Raw genomic sequence first — 17,834 nt, forward strand, 5'->3', positions numbered from 1 at the left:
GGCCGGCGTCGGCGACTACGCCGGCCCGTGCACTGCGAACAACCCTCAACTGAGGGTTGTTCGCGACGGTGGAGACGTCTCGGTCAACCCTCCGCCTGCTTGAGCTCGCGGTGGGTCGCGAACAACCCTCAGTGGGCTCCGTGGCCGGTCACTGACCGGACCTCGAGCTCCGCGTACTTCTCCGGGTCGGTCTCCTTGGAGATGACCGTGCCGAGCCAGCCGAAGAAGAAGCCGAGCGGGATCGAGATGATGCCCGGGTTGGACAGCGGGAAGAAGTGCCAGTCCTGGTTCGGGAACATCGCGGTGGGCGAGCCGGACACGACCGGCGAGAAGAACACCAGCACCACGGCGGAGATGAGGCCGCCGTAGATGGACCAGAGCGCCCCGGAGGTGTTGAACCGGCGCCAGAAGAGGCTGTAGAGGATCGCCGGCAGGTTCGCCGACGCCGCCACCGCGAACGCGAGCGCCACCAGGAAGGCGACGTTGAGGCTCTGCGCAAAGATTGACAGGGCGATCGCCACCGCGCCGATGAGCAGGGCGGAGAACCGGGCGACCCGGACCTCGTCCCGCTCGGACGCGTTGCCCCGCTTGATCACGCTGGCGTAGAAGTCGTGCGCGAGGCTCGACGACGAGGCCAGGGTGAGGCCGGCGACCACGGCCAGGATGGTGGCGAATGCGACCGCCGCGATCACGGCCAGCATGATCGCACCCCCGGTGTCGCCACCGAGGTACTTGATGCCGAGCTCCTGGGCGAGCTGCGGGGCCGCGGTGTTGCCGGCCTTGTCCTGCGCGGTGATGTCCGCACCGCCCACCAGGGCCGCCGCGCCGAAGCCCAGAGCCAGGGTGAACAGGTAGAACGTGCCGATGATGGCGATCGCCCAGAGCACGCTCTTGCGCGCGATCCGGCTGGTCGGCACGGTGTAGAACCGGGTCAGGATGTGCGGCAGGCCGGCGGTACCGAGAACCAGTGCGAGGCCGAGCGAGAGCAGGTCCATCTTCGAGTAGAACGTCTTGGCCGCGTCGCCTGCGGTCTCGACGCCGTAGCGCAGGCCCGGTTCCAGGAAGGCGCTGCCCTTGCCGGACTGTGCGGCGGCGTCACCGAGCAGGGCCGACAGGTTGAACTTGTAGCTGGCCAGCACCATGATCACCATGATCAGGGCGCCACCCATGAGCATGAACGCCTTGACGATCTGGACGTAGGTGGTGCCCTTCATGCCGCCGACCGTCACGTAGGTGATCATCAGGGCGCCGACCAGGATGATCGTGGCGACCTTGGCGGTACCCGCGTCCATGCCCAGGAACGTGGTGCCCGGCTTGATGCCGAGCAGCAGCGAGACCAGAGCGCCGGCGCCGACCATCTGGGCGATCAGGTAGAAGATCGACACCACGATGGTGGAGACGCTGGCCGCGGTACGGACCGGGCGCTGACGCATCCGGAACGCGAGCACGTCGGCCATCGTGAACCGGCCGGAGTTGCGCAGGAACTCGGCGACCAGCAGCAGCGCCACCAGCCAGGCGACCAGGAAGCCGATCGAGTACAGGAAGCCGTCGTAGCCGTACAGGGCGATGATGCCGGCGATGCCGAGGAACGACGCCGCCGACATGTAGTCGCCGCCGATAGCCATGCCGTTCTGGAAGCCGGAGAACTGCCGGCCGCCGGCGTAGAAGTCGGTGGCCGTCTTGGTCTGCCGGCTGGCCCAGATGGTGATGCCGAGCGTGATGGCCACGAAGACCAGGAACAGCGTGATGGTCAGCGAGCGGGAGCTGGCAGCCGATTCGGCCGCGAGGAACTGCGGGGTCATCAGGCCTTGCCCCCGTCGGTCGCGGTCGCGGCCGGCGTGGCCGGACCGTTCTCCAGCTCGTTGTAGATGTCATCGGCGAGCGGGTCGAGCTTCTGCGCGGCGTACCGCGAGTAGTGCCAGGCGATCAGGAACGTCGAGAGGAACTGCAGGATGCCGAAGATGAGCGCGACGTTGATGTTGCCGATCACCTTGATGGCCATGAAGTCCCGCGCGTACGCGGACAGCAGCACGTACAGCGAGTACCAGACGATGAACGCGACCGTCGTGGGGAAAATGTATCTGCGCAGCCTGTGGCGCAGTTGAGCGAACTCCTCGGAGCGCTGCACTTCGAGGTATCTCTCGGCGGATGCCGGCACGGGGATTCACCACCTTCGTCGGGGCGGACTTTCCGGCACCGTACGAAGGAGTGAGCCGTGTCACCGCCCGCCGGTCGCGGTCTGCGCTGAGTGGTGGTCTGAATGCGCTGAGCGGCAGAGCAGAAGCCGAGCGGCAGTCAGGCAAGTTCGGTGTACCTGCCCCGGTAGTGGATCAGAGGAGACCCGGTGGCGCCGGTCCGGACCGTCTCGATCACTCCCTCGAGTAACCGCGCCCACCCGCACGGGCGGCTTCCGTCGAGCCGGCACCCGGCCCAGGCGCCGGCGTGCGCCGGAACGGGGCCGTACCCGGTATCCGTCCAGTCGCCTGCCGCGAACAGGCCACCCGGTGCCGGGAAGAGGCCGGCGAACCGGTCGGCGAGCTGCCGGTCGGCCGGGGTCAGCGGGGTGACCGCGAAGCGTCCGGCCGCCACGGCCGCCTCCCAGAAGTCGCTCTCCTCGTCGATCAGCCCGAGCACGCGGCCCGGCTCGCCGTCGGCGACCACCGCGGAGGAGACGGTCAGTCCGGCCGGGCCCGGTGCGGTCCACAGCGTGACGGTCGCGGCGAGTCGCCCTCGCAGGCGCCGGACCTGGGACTTCTCCGTCTCCGGAACGGCGAACGGATCGGTGGAGTGGATGCGGGCACCCGGCTCTTCAGACTGCATCCGGTCATTCTCCCGTTTACAGATTGCGCACGCGGCTACCCGATCCGATTGATCAACAACTATTTTCGAGTCATGAGTCAGGAGTTGCTCCGTCCGGGCGACGTCGTGCACGTCGGTCCGGCGGCGAGCGTCCAGTTCTCCGGTGAGCGGGCGCTGACCTTCCGGATCATCCGGGTCGACCCGAGAGCCACCTATGACGGATGGATATGGCTCGACGGCTATGTGCTCGGCCCGGCCGGCAACGCTCTGCAGCGGCGGCGCATCTTCGTCCGCGAGGAAGGACTGCGGCCCGGCCCGGTCGGCCGGATCCCGGCACCCCGGAACGAGGCCCAGGTGGACCGCTCGGACCAGGACGGCCTGCGCCGGTTGCGTTAGGCCGGATCCGCGCGACGGACCTAACGTGAGGTGACCGCCGCCAGCAGCTCCGGCATCCGGCGGTCGAGCATGCGCCCGGCCAGGCGGGCGCCGAGCAGATAGGCGCCGGCCCCGTACGCAAGCCCGGCCGGCAACCCGATCCACGGCCACGACCACGAGATGATCAGCATCGGCAACCCGCCGAGCAGTGCCCCGAACAGCGCACCCAGACCCGGCAGCGCCTTGCTGAACCCGCCGCCCGACGAGAGCGAGAACGGGCCGGTCGTGTCCGGCAGTGCGTAGGCGGCCCGCACCGAGATCGGCAGCACCAGTGCCAGCCCCGCACCGTAGGTGGCGAGCAGGACGCCGAGCTGTGCCGCGACCGCCTCCAGCCGGTCCGCCACGAGACCCGTCATCACCGATACGACGAGCAGCAACGGCACCGTGAACAGGGCGTGTGCGGCGGCCCGGGAGTGCACCTCGAGCCGGCCCGGCACCCCGGTGGCCAGGTTGGTGGCGTAGGCGCTTCCCTCGTACCCGAATTGGTTCGCCAGGCCGATCGGAGCGATGGCGCCGACGATGAACGCCAGCCCGGTGGCCTGTCCGCCGCCACCGGCGAAAGCGGTGGAGAGCGGCAGGAAGATGCCGGCCATGCCGAGGGTGACCAGCGCGGCCCGCCGCCGCGTCTCGCGCCACCAGTAGCGGATCTCGCGGGCGGTCAGGGCGCCGAACCGGCTCCGCGGTGACCAGCGGAACAGCAGCTGATCCACCGGACGGCGGCGGTCGGGCGTCACGGCCCGCCCGCCTGCGCTCGCGGTGCCGGCCATCGCCTGTTCCAGGGTGCGGCTCCACCACCGGACCAGCAGGCCCACGGTGACGAGAACGATCAGAAGCTTCAGCGGTACGGCCCACGCGCGCCCGGCGGCGACATCGAGACCCATCGTGTACGGGGCGCCGAACGGCGTCCACCCGGTCACCCGCGCGATCGCCTCGACCGAGTCCCAGTCCGCCCGGTTCAGCACTCCGAGCAGGGTCAGCTCGAGCGGGCCGATCGACGCCGCCACCACCGCGAGCATGATGGTGGCCAGATCACGGGCCCGGCGTGAGCGCAGCGCGGTGGCGAAGGCGCTGATCACGGCCCGGCTCAGCACCACGCTGAGCAGCAGCCCGCAGACGACGCCGAGCAGCCCGGTGAGAGCCGCGCCGAGGCCGCCGAGCTGGGCCGCCGACGTCACCATCCCCAGGGTGGCCGCGAGGGTCGCCAGCGCGGGAAGCCCGGCCAGTGCGGCGGCGCCCATCCCGGTGATCAGGTTGCGGCGGCGCAGCGGCAGCAGGGCGAACTGTGCGGGATCGAGCGTGCTGTCCACCCCGAAGAACAGCAGCGGCAGGAACACCCAGCCGAGCATCAGCAGCGCGCCGCCGAACGGGAACAGGACCCCGGCCATCACGGGCCGGTCGAGCAACCCGGGCAGGGCGAAGATCGCGTGCCCGAGGATCGCCAGCAGGCAGGCGGCGACCGCGCCGAGGACGAACATCACGATCCGGGCCGGGCGGCCGCGCAGGCTGTTCGCGGTGATCCGCAGCTTGAGCCGGACGAACACGCGGATCGGAACCGGCCCGGGAACCGGATTCAGAGCCACGCGAGTTCCGACCCGGTGGCCACCCGGCCTCCGACCACCTGCACGAACACGTCCTGCAGAGAGCGTTCGCCGCGGACCTCGGCCAGTGTCCCGGTCATCCGCAGCACACCGTCCGACATGATCGCCACGTGCGAGCAGAGCCGTTCCACCACCTCCAGCACGTGACTGGAGAAGACGACGGTGCCGCCGCCGGACACGTACCGCTGGAGGATGTCGCGGATCAGCGCCGCCGACACCGGGTCGACCGCCTCGAACGGTTCGTCGAGCACCAGCAGCCGCGGGGCGTGCAACAGGGCGCAGGCCAGGCCCATCTTCTTCTTCATGCCGGCCGAGTAGTCGACCACCAGGGTGCGGTTGCCGCTGCCCAGCTCGAGCACGTCGAGCAGGTCGCGGGAGCGCTGGTCGACGGTCTCGGCGGGCATGCCACGCAGCAGGCCGTGGTAGGCGAGCAGCTCCGGGCCGCTCAGCCGGTCGAACATGCGCACGCCGTCCGGCAGCACCCCCACCAGGGCCTTCGCCTCGGCTGGGGAGCGCCACACGTCGTACCCGAGAAGGAAGGCGTCGCCCTGGTCGGGCCGTAACAGGCCCACCGCCATGGAGAGCGTGGTGGTCTTGCCGGCCCCGTTGGGGCCGAGCAGGCCGAAGAAGGAACCGGCGGGGACGTCCAGGCTCACCCCGGAGACCGCCAGACGGGTGTCGAAATGCTTGACGAGCCCGTGAAGCGCCATCGCCGCCGTGTCGTTCATGAAATAGAACGTATCGGGCCGCCGGGCGGTCCGGAAACATCCGGACCGCCCGGAGCGAATCAGCCCACCCGCTCGATCACAGCACGCCTGATCAGGAACTTTCCGGGTTCCCGGACCTCCTCGAAGGCGGCGTTGTTGAGCAGGATGCAGCTGCCCGACGTGCTGGCCACCTTGACCGTGATGCTCTTGTTGTTGTCCAGGTTGCGGACCCGCAGCGTCGTGCCGATCGGGTGGGTTCCGCTGGACGCGGCCGGGGCGCCGCCCTCGCCGGAGAGCGTGACGGTCGAGCCGGCGCACACCACGTCGCCGCCGCCGTTGCCGCCCTGGGCGGGCGGCGTGGTCGCCTGAACCGGAGGCTTGGTCGCTTGCGCGGGCGGCTTGGTGGCCTGCTGAGCCGGCGGGGCAGGGGGAGCCGCGACGGCACCGCCACAACCGGCTTGCTTCTTCTGCACGTTGATCAGGTCGATCACGGCCTGCCGGTTCGCGATCACGGCCTCGGTCTGCGAGTTCGGGTTCGCCCGCTGACCGGCGATGAACTGCTGGTTCTGGCGGATCGCCTGGTCCATCCCGTCACAGGCGGTGGACGCGCTGCTCAGGCCGGTGCCGACGGCGATACCGCCGCCGACCACGGCGGCCACCACGAGCCCGATCACGATCTTGCGGTTGCTCCCGGTCTGTCCCGGGCGGCGGTATGTGCGTCTCATGCCAGCGAATACGGGTGCGGGCTCAACCGTGGCCGGGCAGGAAACCTTAAAGATCCTTAAATCAGCCGCGGAGTGATTCCGGCGCGTGCAACCGCAGCATCGTGGCGCCCACGTCCGGCGGGACCCGCCGCCCGCTGAACAGCGAGACGCCGACCATCACCAGGAAGGCGAGCGGCACCGTCCAGGCGGCCGGCTGATTGATGACCTCGGCGGACCAGCCGGTCAGCGGCGGACCCAGCACGGTCAGCAGCACGGCCGCCATCGCGGCGCCGCCACCGGCGACCAGCCCGGCGATCGCGCCCACGTCGGTCAGTCCCCGCCACCAGATGCCGAGCACCAGCAGTGGGCAGAAACTGGACGCCGCCACCGCGAACGCCAGCCCCACCACCCGGGAGACGTCCATGTCGGACACATAGAGGGCGAGCAGGGTCGGCACCGCCGCGGCGAGGAGGGTGGCCACCCGGAAATCCCGGATCGAGCCGTTCCGTCCCGGTCGCAGCACGTCCGTGAAGATCACCCCGGCCACGCTGGTTAGCAGGCCCGACGAGGTGGACAGGAACGCCGCAAGCGCACCCGCGGTGACCAGGGCACCGAGCAACCGGCCCAGATGCCCGTCACCGAGTGCCGCCTCGGGCAGCAGCAGGACCACCGCGTCGCTGCTGCCGGTCATCAGCAGCTGGGGCGTGTAGATCCGGCCGAGCACCCCGTACAACGTCGGGAGCAGGTAGAAGAGGCCGACCATGGCGAGCACCACGAGGGTGGTGCGCCGGGCCGAGGCACCGTCCGGATTCGTGTAGAACCGGACAAGGACGTGCGGCAGCCCCATCGTGCCCAGGAACGTGGCCAGGATCAGCGAGTACGTCGCGAACAGGCTCTGCTTCCCGTCCGGCAGCAGCCAGTCCGCACCGAACTCGGCGTCCACAGTGCTCACCTGCGGGACCCGGTCGCCGGCGGCGAAGCGCAGGGTCTCCCCGGCCTCGACGCTTCTCGTGCCGTCCAGCACCGCGTCCTGCTCGACGACGACCGTGGTCGCGGCCGGGAAGACGGTGCCCGCGGGCGGCGTGACCTGCGGGCGTCCGTCGGCCTGCCACTGCAGGATCAGGAAGATCATCGGTACGGCCAGAGCCGTCAGCTTCAGCCAGTACTGGAACGCCTGCACGAACGTGATGGCCCGCATCCCGCCGAACGCCACGTTCGCCGTCACCACGACCGCGACGACCAGGGCACCCCAGGCGTACGAACCACCGGTCAGCGTGGCGAACGTCAGACCCGCACCCTGCAACTGTGGCAACAGGTAGAGACAGCCGATGAACAGCACGAACGCGGTCGCCAACCGGCGCAGGGCGGTGGAGCGCAGCCGGACCTGGCAGAAGTCGGGCAACGTGAACGCCCCGGAGCGGCGCAGCGGGGCGGCCACGAACAGCAGCAGGGCCAGATAGCCGGCGGCGAAACCGACCGGGTACCAGAGCACGTCCACGCCGTAACGCAGAACCAGACCGGCCACACCGAGGAAGGACGCCGCGGACAGGTACTCACCACTGATCGCGGCCGCGTTCCAGGACGGGCTCACCGATCGTGACGCGACCAGGAAGTCCGATGTGGTCCGGGCGAAACGGAGGCCGTACGCGCCGATCGCCACGGTCAGCAGCAGGACCAGGATCAGGCCGGGCGCCAGGTACGGATTCACTTCTCCGGCCTGCGGATCAGTGCCGCGAAGTCCTGCTCGTTGCGTTCCGCCCACCGCACGTAGGCCGCGCCGACCAGGACCAGGAACGGGAACGACAGCAGGCCGAGAAGCACCCACGGCAGGTTCATCCCGAAGAGCTTCACCTCGCCCACGGCCGGTGCCACGGCGAACAACAGGGGCAGCGTGCCGAGCCCGGCCGCCACCACCAGGGCCAGCCGCAACGCCAGGGCCAGTTGGGCGCGTACCAGCCCTTTGACCAGCGCCTCCCCGACCGGGGTCTGTTCGGCCAGGTCAGCGCTGCCGTGGTCGGCCGCCGCACGCCGGGCCGCGGCGTCGGCGAGCACGACCCGGACGCGCGGGCGCGGGGGCGGTTCCTCGACGGCCATGCCCGGCAGTCTGTCCGCCCCCGCCCGAATGTCAATACCGGTCAAGCATCTGGAGACACACACCCCGGTCGCGCGGCGGGTATTTCGCGATCAGGTCGCGGGCCGTCTGCCGGGCCGCGTTCCAGCCCCGCCAGTCGTCGGCCGGCATGCCGTCGCCGATCGCCGCCAGCAGGCAGTTACGGCGTTCCGGGTCGTCCAGGCCGGCGATTGCGGGCGCCGCGTCCGGCGAGAGGTCGGCCAGGTACCACACGTCGATCTCGTTGGTGCGTTCGAACCGCTTGACGTGATCCTCCGCGATCAGGCCGTCCGGGTTCGCGCCGGTCAGGGCGAGCAGGGCCAGCACTCCGGCACCGATCGCCACCCGGGGCAGCCAGGCCGCCCGGATCCGGATGCCCGCGACCAGCACCATCACCAGCACCAGCCCGAACCAGATCTCGCAGCAGGCAACCAGCAGGCGCAGCCGGGTGAGGCCGTACGTCTCGGTGTACACGTTCATCCGGTGCAGTGCCGAGGCGACGATCACCAGGGTGAGGGTGGCCAGCGCACCGAGCACCACCCGCAGCAGGATCCGGTCGGCACGTCCGGTCCGCGGCGCCCACCGGGCCACCCCGGCCAGCACCAGCAGCGTCAGACCGGTGACCGCGCACAGCTGCCAGAAGCCGCTGCGGGCGTACTCGGCGTAGGTCAGGCCGTCGGTCGTGACCACGTGCCGGCTCCCACCGAACAGGACGGTCAGCTGGACGGCCACGAACGCGGCGAACAGCAGGACGAGCAGCCCGAGCGGAATCGCCCACTCCAGGCGGCCGACCTTGCGCCCCTCGGTCAGGTCCAGCCTGCCGGGGCTGGGCGGCGCGGCGCGCAGGTAAGCGGCGGCGGTGAGCAGCGGTCCCGTGACCGCCGAGACGAACACCCAGGTGAAGACGGTGAACGCGTCCAGGTCGGGGATCGCCGACTCGAAGACCCGGGCGAACGCGGCGTCGGCCGAGACGAACAGTGCGCCGAAGACGACAAGCAGCGCGATCGACACCGCCAGGGTCGCTGCGATGCGCAGCGGGGCACCGGTCCGGCCCCGGCCGCGCAGCCGTGCGGCGCCGCGGGCGAGCCACACACCGCCCCGGCCCGCGGCGATCGGGACCAGGAGGTACATGAGCAGGATGGAACGCAGGGAACGGCCGGAGGAGAGTGCCAGCGCGGTGGTCAGTGTCGCGGTCAGCAGACACAGCACGAACAGCCAGCCGGCCGCCCGGAATGTTCCGACGGCGAGCAGCGCCACGGTGGCGGCACCCCACAGGAAGCGGCCGCGCGTGCCGGCGTCGGCCGGCCGCTCGACCATCGCCGGCACCGCCTCGGGGGTGCGGATCACCCGGGCCGCCACCAGCGCTCCGGCCCCGGCCAGCGCGGTGATCAGCCAGCCGAGCCCGGTCCGGTCCAGCGGGACACTGAGTGCCGCGATCACGGTGGCGGTCAGGACGGCGACGACCGTGGCGGGTGAGGCCGGGCGGCCCGGGCCGGCCCAGTGCCGGCTCCACGGATTGATCGCGGGCCACGGACCGTTGAGGGGCCCCACCTGCCCGGCCGCCGTTTTGTTCGTGACTATGGACATGTCGGAGATCTCCTCAGGCCGCTTGCAGCGGAAGTCGTACCTGGATGTGGCATCCGCGGCGATCGTCCGGTTCGACCACCGCGATGGAACCCCGGTGCAGTTGTACGACCCAGCGGGCGATCGCCAGGCCGAGCCCGGTGCCGCCGCCGGTGGCGCGTTCGCCCCGGGTGAAGCGTTCGAAGACCCGTTCCCGCTCGGCGGCCGGGATGCCGTCGCCCTGATCCATGACGGCCAGGACCACGTGGTCGTCGTGGCGTTCGGCCCGGACCATGACGAGGCCGCCGCGGGGGCTGTGCCGGGCCGCGTTGTCAAGCAGGTTCGCGAAGACCTGATGCAGGCGTTCCCGGTCGCCGGGGACCACCAGGCGCGGCGCCGAGACCTCGAACCGCACGTCGTGGCCGCTGCCGCCGGCGTTCACCGTCGCCTCCCGTACCACCAGGTCCAGGAAGGACGGCACGTCGATCGGCTCGCGCCGCATCGGCACGACCCCGGCGTCCAGACGGGACAGATCGAGCAGGTCGGTGACCAGGCGGCTGAGCCTCTCCGTCTGGGCCAGCGCGGTCTCCATCGTCTCCGGTTCGGCGGTGGCCACCCCGTCGACGATGTTCTCCAGCAGGCCCCGGAGGGCGGTGATCGGGGTACGCAGCTCGTGCGACACGTTCGCGATCAGCTCCCGCCGCTGCCGGTCGGAGGCTTCCAGGTCGGCGGCCATCTGGTTGAACGCCGTCGCGAGCTCGCCCACCTCGTCCTGCGACCGGGTCCGGATCCGGCGGGTGTAGTCGCCGCGGGCCATCTCCCGGGCCGCGACCGTCATCTCCCGTAGTGGCACGGTTGCGCCGTGTGCCATGACCTGCAGGGTGACCAGGCCGAGAGCCGCGGCGATGGCGATCCACAGCACGTCGACCCGGTAGAAGTCGATGCGCCAGAGAAACACCAGCAGGCCCACCCCGCCGGCGAAACCCAGCGCCAGGGACAGTTTCGCCTTGATCGAACGGACCGGGTCGAGCGGCCGCGGCAGCCAGGCGAAAAGCGGCGCCACCAGGTTGTGGATCCGGATCATCAATGCGGTGATCACCGGTCCACCTCGAGCGCGTAACCGACGCCGTGCACGGTCCGGATCAGGCCGGCCCCGAGCTTGCGCCGCAGACCCTTGATGTGGCTGTCCACCGTCCGCGTCCCGGACGTGTCCGCCCAGCCCCACACGTCGGCCAGCAGCCGCTCCCGGGGCAGGACCGTGCGCGGCCGTCCGGCGAGGTGCAGCAGGAGGTCGAACTCGGTCGGCGTCAGGTGCACCTCGACCCCGGCGCGCAGTACCCGGCGCTCCGCCTGGTTGATCTCCAGGTCGCCGATCCGCAGGCCGGGTGCGGGAGCCGGGATGACGGCCTTGTCGGCGCGTCGCAGCAGGGCGTGCACCCGGGCGGCGAGCACCCGCATGGAGAACGGTTTGACCATGTAGTCGTCCGCACCGACCGCGAGGCCGACCAGTTGGTCCGTCTCGTCGTCGCGGGCGGTCAGCATGAGCACCGGGACCGGTCGTTCGGCCTGGATCCGCCGGCACACCTCGAGGCCGTCGAAGCCGGGCAGCATCACGTCGAGGATCATCAGGTCCGGCGGGCTCTGCCGGACCGCGGCGACCGCGCCCGGACCGTCGCCCACCACCTGCACCAGGAAGCCCTCGGCGCGGAGCCGTGCGGCGACCGCGTCGGCGATGGCCCGCTCGTCCTCCACGACGAGAATTCGTCGCTCGATACTCTCCACGCCCCTGGCACCTTTCCGTACGACCCTGGTCGCCGGCCGGTGCGCCCCCGTGGCTCACCGGCCGGTGGCCAGGAGCTTATTGACCGCCTGCGCAGAGCAGGCGGTGGAGATGTGAACAACCTGTGGAGGTGATCCTGTGCCGGGTCACTTGCTGTGGCCAGGGCGGATCCCGGGTTTGGCAGGAATGGGGGATAACCCGCACCTGCCTGTGGATAACTCTGTGGAGAAGCCTGTGGGGCTGTGGATAAACGTGTGGATTCAGCGGATCCAGTCGTGCTTGGCGGCCCGGATCAGACGGTCCTTCAGCTCCCTGGTGTGCCGCCGGCTCACCGGCAACTCGACCCCGTCGACCGCCACCACGTAACCCGAATTCGTCAGCCGCAGCTCGGTGACCAGTCGCAACTGCACCAGGTAGGAGCGGTGGATGCGCACGAAACCGGCGTTGGCCCACCGCTCGGCCAGGGTGGCGAGCGAGACGCGTACCAGATGGGAATTGTCCCCGGTGTGCAGCCGGGCGTAGTCGCCCTGCGCCTCCACCCACCGCACCGACGACCGCGGCAGCATGCGGGTCGTGCCGGCCAGCTCCACCGGAATCGCCGGCTCGTCGGCCGGCGCGGCCGGCGCCGGAGCGGCACGCAGCCCGGCCACCCGGCGCAGCGACTCCGCCAGGCGTTCGGCCCGCACCGGCTTCCGGACGTAATCGGTCACACCCAGATCGAAGGCGTCCACCGCCCCGTCGTCGTAGGCGGTCACGAAGACGATCGCCGGCGGCTGGGCGAACCGGCGCAGGATCCTGGCCAGCTCCATGCCGTCCAGGCCGGGCATCCGGATGTCCAGGAAGACCGCGTCCACCTCGGTGTCCCGCAGCACCCGCAACGCCTCGGTGGCATCGCCGGCGCGGTGCACGTGCGCGACCCGGCCGTCGGCGTTCAGCAGATAGGCCAGCTCGTCGAGTGCCGGCGGCTCGTCATCGACGGCCAGGACGACGAGACTCATGCCCGCACCTGGGGATGGAACTTCGGCACCCGCATGCTCACTTTCGTACCCGAGCCCGGTGACGTCTCCACCACCAGGCCGTTGTGGTCGCCGAAGACCGAGCGCAGCCGTTCGTCCACGTTCACCAGACCGACGTGCTGGCCGTCCTCGGCGTCCGAACCGTCCCGCGTGAACACCGCCGGATCCATGCCGACCCCGTCGTCCTCGACCGTGATGTGGCACTCCGCCCCGGCGTCGCGTGCCTCGATGCTCACCATACCGACGCCCGGCTTACGGGACAGGCCGTGCCGGACCGCGTTCTCCACCAGCGGCTGCAGGCACAGGAACGGCAGGCCCACCGGCAGCACCTCAGGCGCTATCTGCAGCCTCACCTGCAACCGGTCCCCGAACCGGGCCCGCTCGATGGTCAGATAACGGTCGATCGAGCGCAGCTCCTCGGCGAGCGTCGTGAACTCGCCGTGCGCCCGGAACGAGTAGCGGGTGAACTCGGCGAACTCCAGGATCAGCTCCCGGGCCCGCTCCGGATCGGTCCGCACGAACGAGGCGATCGCGGTCAGCGCGTTGTAGATGAAATGCGGGCTGATCTGCGCCCGCAGCGCCCGGACCTCGGCCCGGGCCAGCCGCTCCCGCGAAGAGTCCAGTTCGGCCAGCGCCAGCTGCGAACCCGCCCACCGCGCCGACTCCAGCGTCGCCTGGACCAGACCCGGTGCCGGCTGTCCGTCGGCGACCGCGACCAGCGCGGCCGTCACCTCACCCGACGGTCCGGTCAGCGGCGCGACCACCGCACCACGGACCACACAATCGACACGATCACAGGCAAGATCAGAGCCATTGAGTACGACCGAACGCCGCGTCCCGGCCGCACGCCGCGCCGCAGCCACCAGCTCATCCTCATGATGGGCACCGCGTCCGTCGTACGCCAGGCATCGGTCCCCGTCGACGATCGCCAGCCCGACCGCACCGACCAGCACCCGCAGATGCCGGACCGCCTTACCGGCCGTCGCCGGAGACAACCCGGCCCGCAGCGGTTCCGCCGCGAGCGCCGCCGTGTGCAGAACGTCGTAGGTGGCTCGCTGCATCGCCGTCGCGATCCCGCGCCGCGCCCGCAACCGCAGCACCGCGACCACCGCCGCGGCCAGGGCGGCCAGCACCGCGACCACCGCGATGGCGCTTCCGACCTGGCCCGTCATGGTGAACGACCTTAATAAGCGCCCTTGCGCTTGAGAACGACCCAGATGGTCCGCCACAGGATGCTCAGGTCGTAGGTCAGCGACCAGTTGTCGACGTAGTAGAGATCGAGCCGGACCGCCTCGTCCCAGGACAGGTCGGAACGGCCGCTGACCTGCCACAGACCCGTCATGCCGGGGCGCACCAGCAGGCGGCGCCGCACGTCGCCCAGGTAGTCGCCGTCGTCCGCGGGCAGCGGGCGCGGGCCCACCAGCGACATCTCACCCTTGAGCACGTTGATCAGCTGGGGCAGCTCGTCCATCGAGGTGGCCCGCAGTTTCGCACCGAACGAGAAGATCCGCGGATCCTGCTTCATCTTGAACAGCATGCCGTCGGACTCGTTGAGCTCGTCCAGCGTCGCCTTGCGCTCCTCGGCGTCCACGTACATCGTCCGGAACTTCCACACCCGGAACGTGCGCCCGTCGTGGCCGACCCTGGTCTGCCGGAAGAACACCGGCCCCGGGTCGGACATCCGGATACCGAGCGCGATGAACGCCAGGATCGGGCTGATCACCAACAGGCCGAGGGCCGCCGCGATCCGGTCCATCAGGTTCTTGACCAGCCAGCCGGGGCCGGAGAGCGTCGGCTCCTCGACGTGCAGCAGCGGCAGGCCCTCGATCGGCCGGATGTGCACGCGCGGGCCGGCGATGTCGGTGAGCTGCGGCGCGACCACCAGGTCCACGCCGGTGCCCTCCAGCTGCCAGGCCAGGCGGCGCAGCTCACCGGGCTCGGCACTGGCCGAGCCGCAGACCGCGATGGTGTCGGCACCGACCTCCCGGACCAGCGACAACACGTCCCGTCCGGCGTAGACCGGAACCGGCGTCTCGATGCCCCGCGCGGCCGAGAAACCGTCGGTCAGGTGGATCGCGACCGGGATCAGGCCGGCGGCCGGGCTGCGGGTCACCGCGGTGTAGACCTCAAGCGCCTCCGGCAGCGTGCCGACCAGCACCATCCGGTGCGCGCCGTGGCCGGTCTGGCGCCGTGCGAAATGCAGTATCTGCCGTGCGATGGACCGGCCCAGCAGCAGGAGCAGCAGCGCGCTCAGCGACACCGTGGCGACCGTCCCGCGGGACAGATCGGCCTTGGTGGCGAACGCGAGCAGCGAGACGGCGGCGACGACGGTGACCGAGGTCCGCAGGACCCGCTTGAACTCCTCGCTGCCCAGCCCCAGGTAACGACGGTCGTAGGTGCCATTGGTCCAGAGCAGGACCAGCCAGCCGAGCGGCAGAACGACGTAGGCGAAAAAATTGAAGAGGGCCGGACCCTCCAGGAACCACCAGGACCGGTTCTGGAAGCCGGCCTGCGACTTCTCCAGCGAGCTCGCAATGTGGCTGGCGCCGAGCGTGGAGATCAGATCGAACACGATGAGCAGAACGGTGTATGGCCGGTGCCAGCGGGACAGTCTGCGGCTCTGCCGGCCCCAGGCGTTCCGCGGCACCCCGTTGCTCGGTGGCTGTTCCTGCCACTCGAAGCTGTCGTACCGCACGGGTCCGCTCCGGCTGCTGTCGGTTGTTGGGCGATGCAGGCTAGTAGTCACTCCGCCTACGTCCTCCCGCATCCGGAAAAAAGATTACGCACCGCCACGCCCTCTGGGTCGTCGGTGGGTCCGCCGATACCCGTTCGCGTCATAACGGTTGCCAGGGACCGGGCCACTATACCGATGGATCGGCCGTAGAGAAGGTGACGTCACGGCGACAATCGTGATGTATACGCACCGTTATCGTTCGGTAGCGGCTCACCGGACCAGCTTGGACAGCCGGCGGTCCGCCAGCGGTTTTCCTCCGGTTTGGCAGGTCGGGCAGTACTGCAGACTCTTGTCCGCGAACGACACCTCTCGAACCGTGTCCCCGCACACCGGGCACGGCAACCCGGTCCGGGCGTGCACCCGCATCCCGGCGCGTTTCTCGCCCTTCAGTTCGGCCGCCTTCTGCCCGACCGATCTCTCGACCGCGTCCGTCTCGATCGTCCGCATCGCCTCGTAGAGGGTCGCCATCTGTTCGTCGCTCAGCTTTCCGGTGAGCGCGAACGGGGACAGCCTTGCCGCGTGCAGGATCTCGTCGGAATACGCGTTACCGATCCCGGCCAGCACCTCCTGGTCGACGAGGACCCCTTTGATCTGTCCTTTCCGGCCGCGGATCCGGTCGGCGAACTCCTCCGGTGACACGGCAAGCGCGTCCGGGCCGAGCCGCGCCACGCCGGGGACCTCGGACGGGTCGCGCACCAGATAGGCGGCGAGCGACTTCTGCGTACCGGCCTCGGTGAGATCGAAGCCGGACCCGTCGTCCAGCCGCACCCGGATCGCGATCGGGCCGCTGCCCGGCTTCAGCGGAGCCGGCGACTTGAACGAGTCGCGGTAGTGCAGCCAGCCCGCCCGGGCCAGGTGCACGATCAGATGCAGGTCGCCGCCGATGCCGACGTCGAGGAACTTGCCGTGCCGGCCGGCACTCGTCACGGCCAGACCGGCAAGCGCCGACGGCTGCGGATCATAGGTCTTCAGCGCACTGAAGGAGGCCACTTCGAAGCGTTCCACGGTACGGCCGACCGCGCGCTCACGCAGATAGGCCGCGAGCGCCTCGACCTCAGGGAGTTCGGGCACCCTTTCACGTTAGCGTTCCGGGGCCCCCGCGAGGAGTTCCACGCCCCTCGCGAGCGGCGTGGCCGGCCGCCATTAGGCTCCGGCCATGAAGGTGGTGGTGGCGCACAACCGGTACCGCGAGGCGATTCCCTCCGGCGAGAACGTGATCGTCGACACGGAGATCGGCCAGCTGCGGGAAGCCGGCGTCGAGGTTGTCCCGTTCCAGCGCAGCTCGGACTCGATCGACTCGATGTCGGCGGCCCGGAAGGTGCTGCTGCCGATCTCACCCGTCTACGGGGCCGACGCCCAGCGCGACCTGTCCGCGCTCCTGCGGTCGGAACGACCCGACGTGCTGCATCTGCACAACCCGTACCCGCTGCTCTCGCCCTGGGTCATCCGCACCGCGCACGCGCACGGCGTCCCGGTGGTGCAGACCGTGCACAACTACCGGCAGGTCTGCTCGTCCGGGCTGTACTTCCGGGACGGCCACAACTGCCACGACTGCCGCGGCAAGCTGCTCGGCTGGCCGGCGGTCCGGCACCGCTGCTACCGGGGATCCGCGGCACAGAGCGCGATCATGGCGACCACGCTTGCCGTGCACCGGCCGACCTGGCGCTCGGTGGACCGCTACATCGCCCTCACCGACAAGATCGCGGCGCATCTGACCGACTACGGCGTCCCGTCCGAGCGGATCGTGATCAAACCGAACGGACTGCCCGACCCCGGCACACCCGCGCCTCTCGGCGACGGTTTCCTGTACGGTGCCCGGCTCTCCCCGGAGAAGGGCCTCGGCCTGCTTCTCGACGCCTGGCGCCGGCATCCCGACGGCAGCCTGGGCACCCTCCGCATCGCCGGAGACGGAGAGTTGCGCCCGCTCGCCGAACAGGCCGCGGCCGAACGTTCCGACGTGCTCTACCTCGGTCCGCTGGACCGGGCCGGGATGGTCGCCGCTCGTCAGGCCTCCGCCGTGGTGATCGCCGTACCCACCTGGGAGGACGTACTTCCCACGGTGATCCTCGAGGCGATGTCCAGCGGCCGGGCCGTCCTCGGTACCGCGGTCGGCGGCATCCCGTACATGGTCGGCGCCGGTGCCGAGGCGGCCGGCTGGCTCGCCGAACCCGATCCGGCCGCGCTGGCCGCCGCACTGCCGGCGGCCCGGTCCGGCGCCGCCGCCGCGGCCGTCGCCGCCCGGGCTCGCTACCAGCGGCACTTCCACCCGGACGTGCTCACACCCCGCCTCACCTCCATCTATGCGGAGATGTCCCGCCAGCCCCGGTCCTCATCCGGTACGCCGTAGCCGGCCACCCGCGTTGCGTGGTGACGTGTGCCCGCGGGCGA

General features: G+C 70.4%; 16 protein-coding genes and 1 pseudogene. 2 read left to right on the forward strand and 15 right to left on the reverse strand.

The genetic code is table 11. The features are described from left to right. Positions 1 to 128 precede the first annotated feature (128 nt). The 3 genes and pseudogenes from AB0G04_RS14905 to AB0G04_RS14915 all read right to left on the reverse strand — a co-directional run. Entirely contained in the window at positions 129 to 1,802 is a 1,674-nt protein-coding gene (locus AB0G04_RS14905) for a cation acetate symporter (RefSeq protein ID WP_360982164.1), read from the reverse strand. Further along, on the reverse strand, positions 1,802 to 2,158 hold the full coding sequence (locus AB0G04_RS14910; protein WP_360982166.1) for a DUF485 domain-containing protein: 357 nt from the start codon (positions 2,156 to 2,158) through the stop codon (positions 1,802 to 1,804). Before AB0G04_RS14910 ends, AB0G04_RS14905 begins: the two co-directional genes overlap by 1 nt. A gap of 137 nt (positions 2,159 to 2,295) precedes the next feature. Further along, positions 2,296 to 2,814: pseudogene (locus tag AB0G04_RS14915) on the reverse strand (flavin reductase family protein); the annotation flags it as partial. Between the two features lie 78 nt (positions 2,815 to 2,892). Between AB0G04_RS14915 and AB0G04_RS14920 the strand changes: the two are divergent. Further along, the gene (locus AB0G04_RS14920; protein WP_360982168.1) at positions 2,893 to 3,195 is read left to right on the forward strand and encodes a hypothetical protein; all 303 of its coding nucleotides are present in this window, start codon (positions 2,893 to 2,895) and stop codon (positions 3,193 to 3,195) included. A gap of 20 nt (positions 3,196 to 3,215) precedes the next feature. Here the strand turns inward: AB0G04_RS14920 and AB0G04_RS14925 are convergent, their stop codons facing one another. The 12 genes from AB0G04_RS14925 to AB0G04_RS14980 all read right to left on the reverse strand — a co-directional run bounded on the left by AB0G04_RS14925 (position 3,216) and on the right by AB0G04_RS14980 (position 16,517). Then, positions 3,216 to 4,814 (reverse strand): ABC transporter permease, encoded by a 1,599-nt coding sequence (locus AB0G04_RS14925; RefSeq protein ID WP_360982170.1) that lies wholly within the window; start codon positions 4,812 to 4,814, stop codon positions 3,216 to 3,218. Then, the gene (locus AB0G04_RS14930; protein ID WP_360982172.1) at positions 4,805 to 5,560 is read right to left on the reverse strand and encodes an ABC transporter ATP-binding protein; all 756 of its coding nucleotides are present in this window, start codon (positions 5,558 to 5,560) and stop codon (positions 4,805 to 4,807) included. The genes AB0G04_RS14925 and AB0G04_RS14930 overlap by 10 nt, the downstream gene beginning before the upstream one ends. 59 nt (positions 5,561 to 5,619) lie before the next feature. Next, complete coding sequence (locus tag AB0G04_RS14935) at positions 5,620 to 6,264, reverse strand: hypothetical protein (protein WP_360982174.1); 645 nt, start codon at positions 6,262 to 6,264, stop codon at positions 5,620 to 5,622. 61 nt (positions 6,265 to 6,325) lie between these two features. Continuing rightward, positions 6,326 to 7,951: a cation acetate symporter gene (locus AB0G04_RS14940; protein ID WP_360982176.1), complete on the reverse strand. Its 1,626-nt coding sequence runs from the start codon at positions 7,949 to 7,951 to the stop codon at positions 6,326 to 6,328. Next, positions 7,948 to 8,337: a hypothetical protein gene (locus tag AB0G04_RS14945; protein ID WP_360982178.1), complete on the reverse strand. Its 390-nt coding sequence runs from the start codon at positions 8,335 to 8,337 to the stop codon at positions 7,948 to 7,950. The genes AB0G04_RS14940 and AB0G04_RS14945 overlap by 4 nt, the downstream gene beginning before the upstream one ends. Positions 8,338 to 8,368: 31 nt before the next feature. Beyond that, positions 8,369 to 9,940, reverse strand: coding sequence for a DUF4173 domain-containing protein (locus AB0G04_RS14950; protein WP_360982180.1), 1,572 nt, complete (start codon positions 9,938 to 9,940; stop codon positions 8,369 to 8,371). A 13-nt stretch (positions 9,941 to 9,953) separates the two neighbouring features. After that, positions 9,954 to 11,000 (reverse strand): ATP-binding protein, encoded by a 1,047-nt coding sequence (locus AB0G04_RS14955; protein WP_360982312.1) that lies wholly within the window; start codon positions 10,998 to 11,000, stop codon positions 9,954 to 9,956. 11 nt (positions 11,001 to 11,011) lie between these two features. Next, positions 11,012 to 11,698, reverse strand: a complete 687-nt coding sequence (locus AB0G04_RS14960; protein ID WP_360982182.1) for a response regulator transcription factor — start codon at positions 11,696 to 11,698, stop codon at positions 11,012 to 11,014. Between the two features lie 258 nt (positions 11,699 to 11,956). Continuing rightward, positions 11,957 to 12,694: a response regulator transcription factor gene (locus AB0G04_RS14965; protein WP_360982184.1), complete on the reverse strand. Its 738-nt coding sequence runs from the start codon at positions 12,692 to 12,694 to the stop codon at positions 11,957 to 11,959. Next, entirely contained in the window at positions 12,691 to 13,884 is a 1,194-nt protein-coding gene (locus AB0G04_RS14970; protein ID WP_360982186.1) for a histidine kinase, read from the reverse strand. Before AB0G04_RS14970 ends, AB0G04_RS14965 begins: the two co-directional genes overlap by 4 nt. A gap of 11 nt (positions 13,885 to 13,895) precedes the next feature. Beyond that, entirely contained in the window at positions 13,896 to 15,479 is a 1,584-nt protein-coding gene (locus tag AB0G04_RS14975; RefSeq protein ID WP_360982188.1) for a sugar transferase, read from the reverse strand. Between the two features lie 177 nt (positions 15,480 to 15,656). Further along, positions 15,657 to 16,517 carry a DNA-formamidopyrimidine glycosylase family protein gene (locus AB0G04_RS14980; protein WP_360982190.1) on the reverse strand — a complete coding sequence of 287 codons (861 nt, stop codon included), beginning with the start codon at positions 16,515 to 16,517 and terminating at the stop codon, positions 15,657 to 15,659. Between the two features lie 85 nt (positions 16,518 to 16,602). On the opposite strand from AB0G04_RS14980, the gene AB0G04_RS14985 reads away from it, so the two are divergent. Next, positions 16,603 to 17,793 (forward strand): glycosyltransferase family 4 protein, encoded by a 1,191-nt coding sequence (locus AB0G04_RS14985; RefSeq protein WP_360982192.1) that lies wholly within the window; start codon positions 16,603 to 16,605, stop codon positions 17,791 to 17,793. Positions 17,794 to 17,834 lie beyond the last annotated feature (41 nt).

This window comes from Actinoplanes sp. NPDC023801, assembly GCF_040639655.1.
Taxonomy (GTDB): Bacteria; Actinomycetota; Actinomycetes; order Mycobacteriales; family Micromonosporaceae; genus Actinoplanes.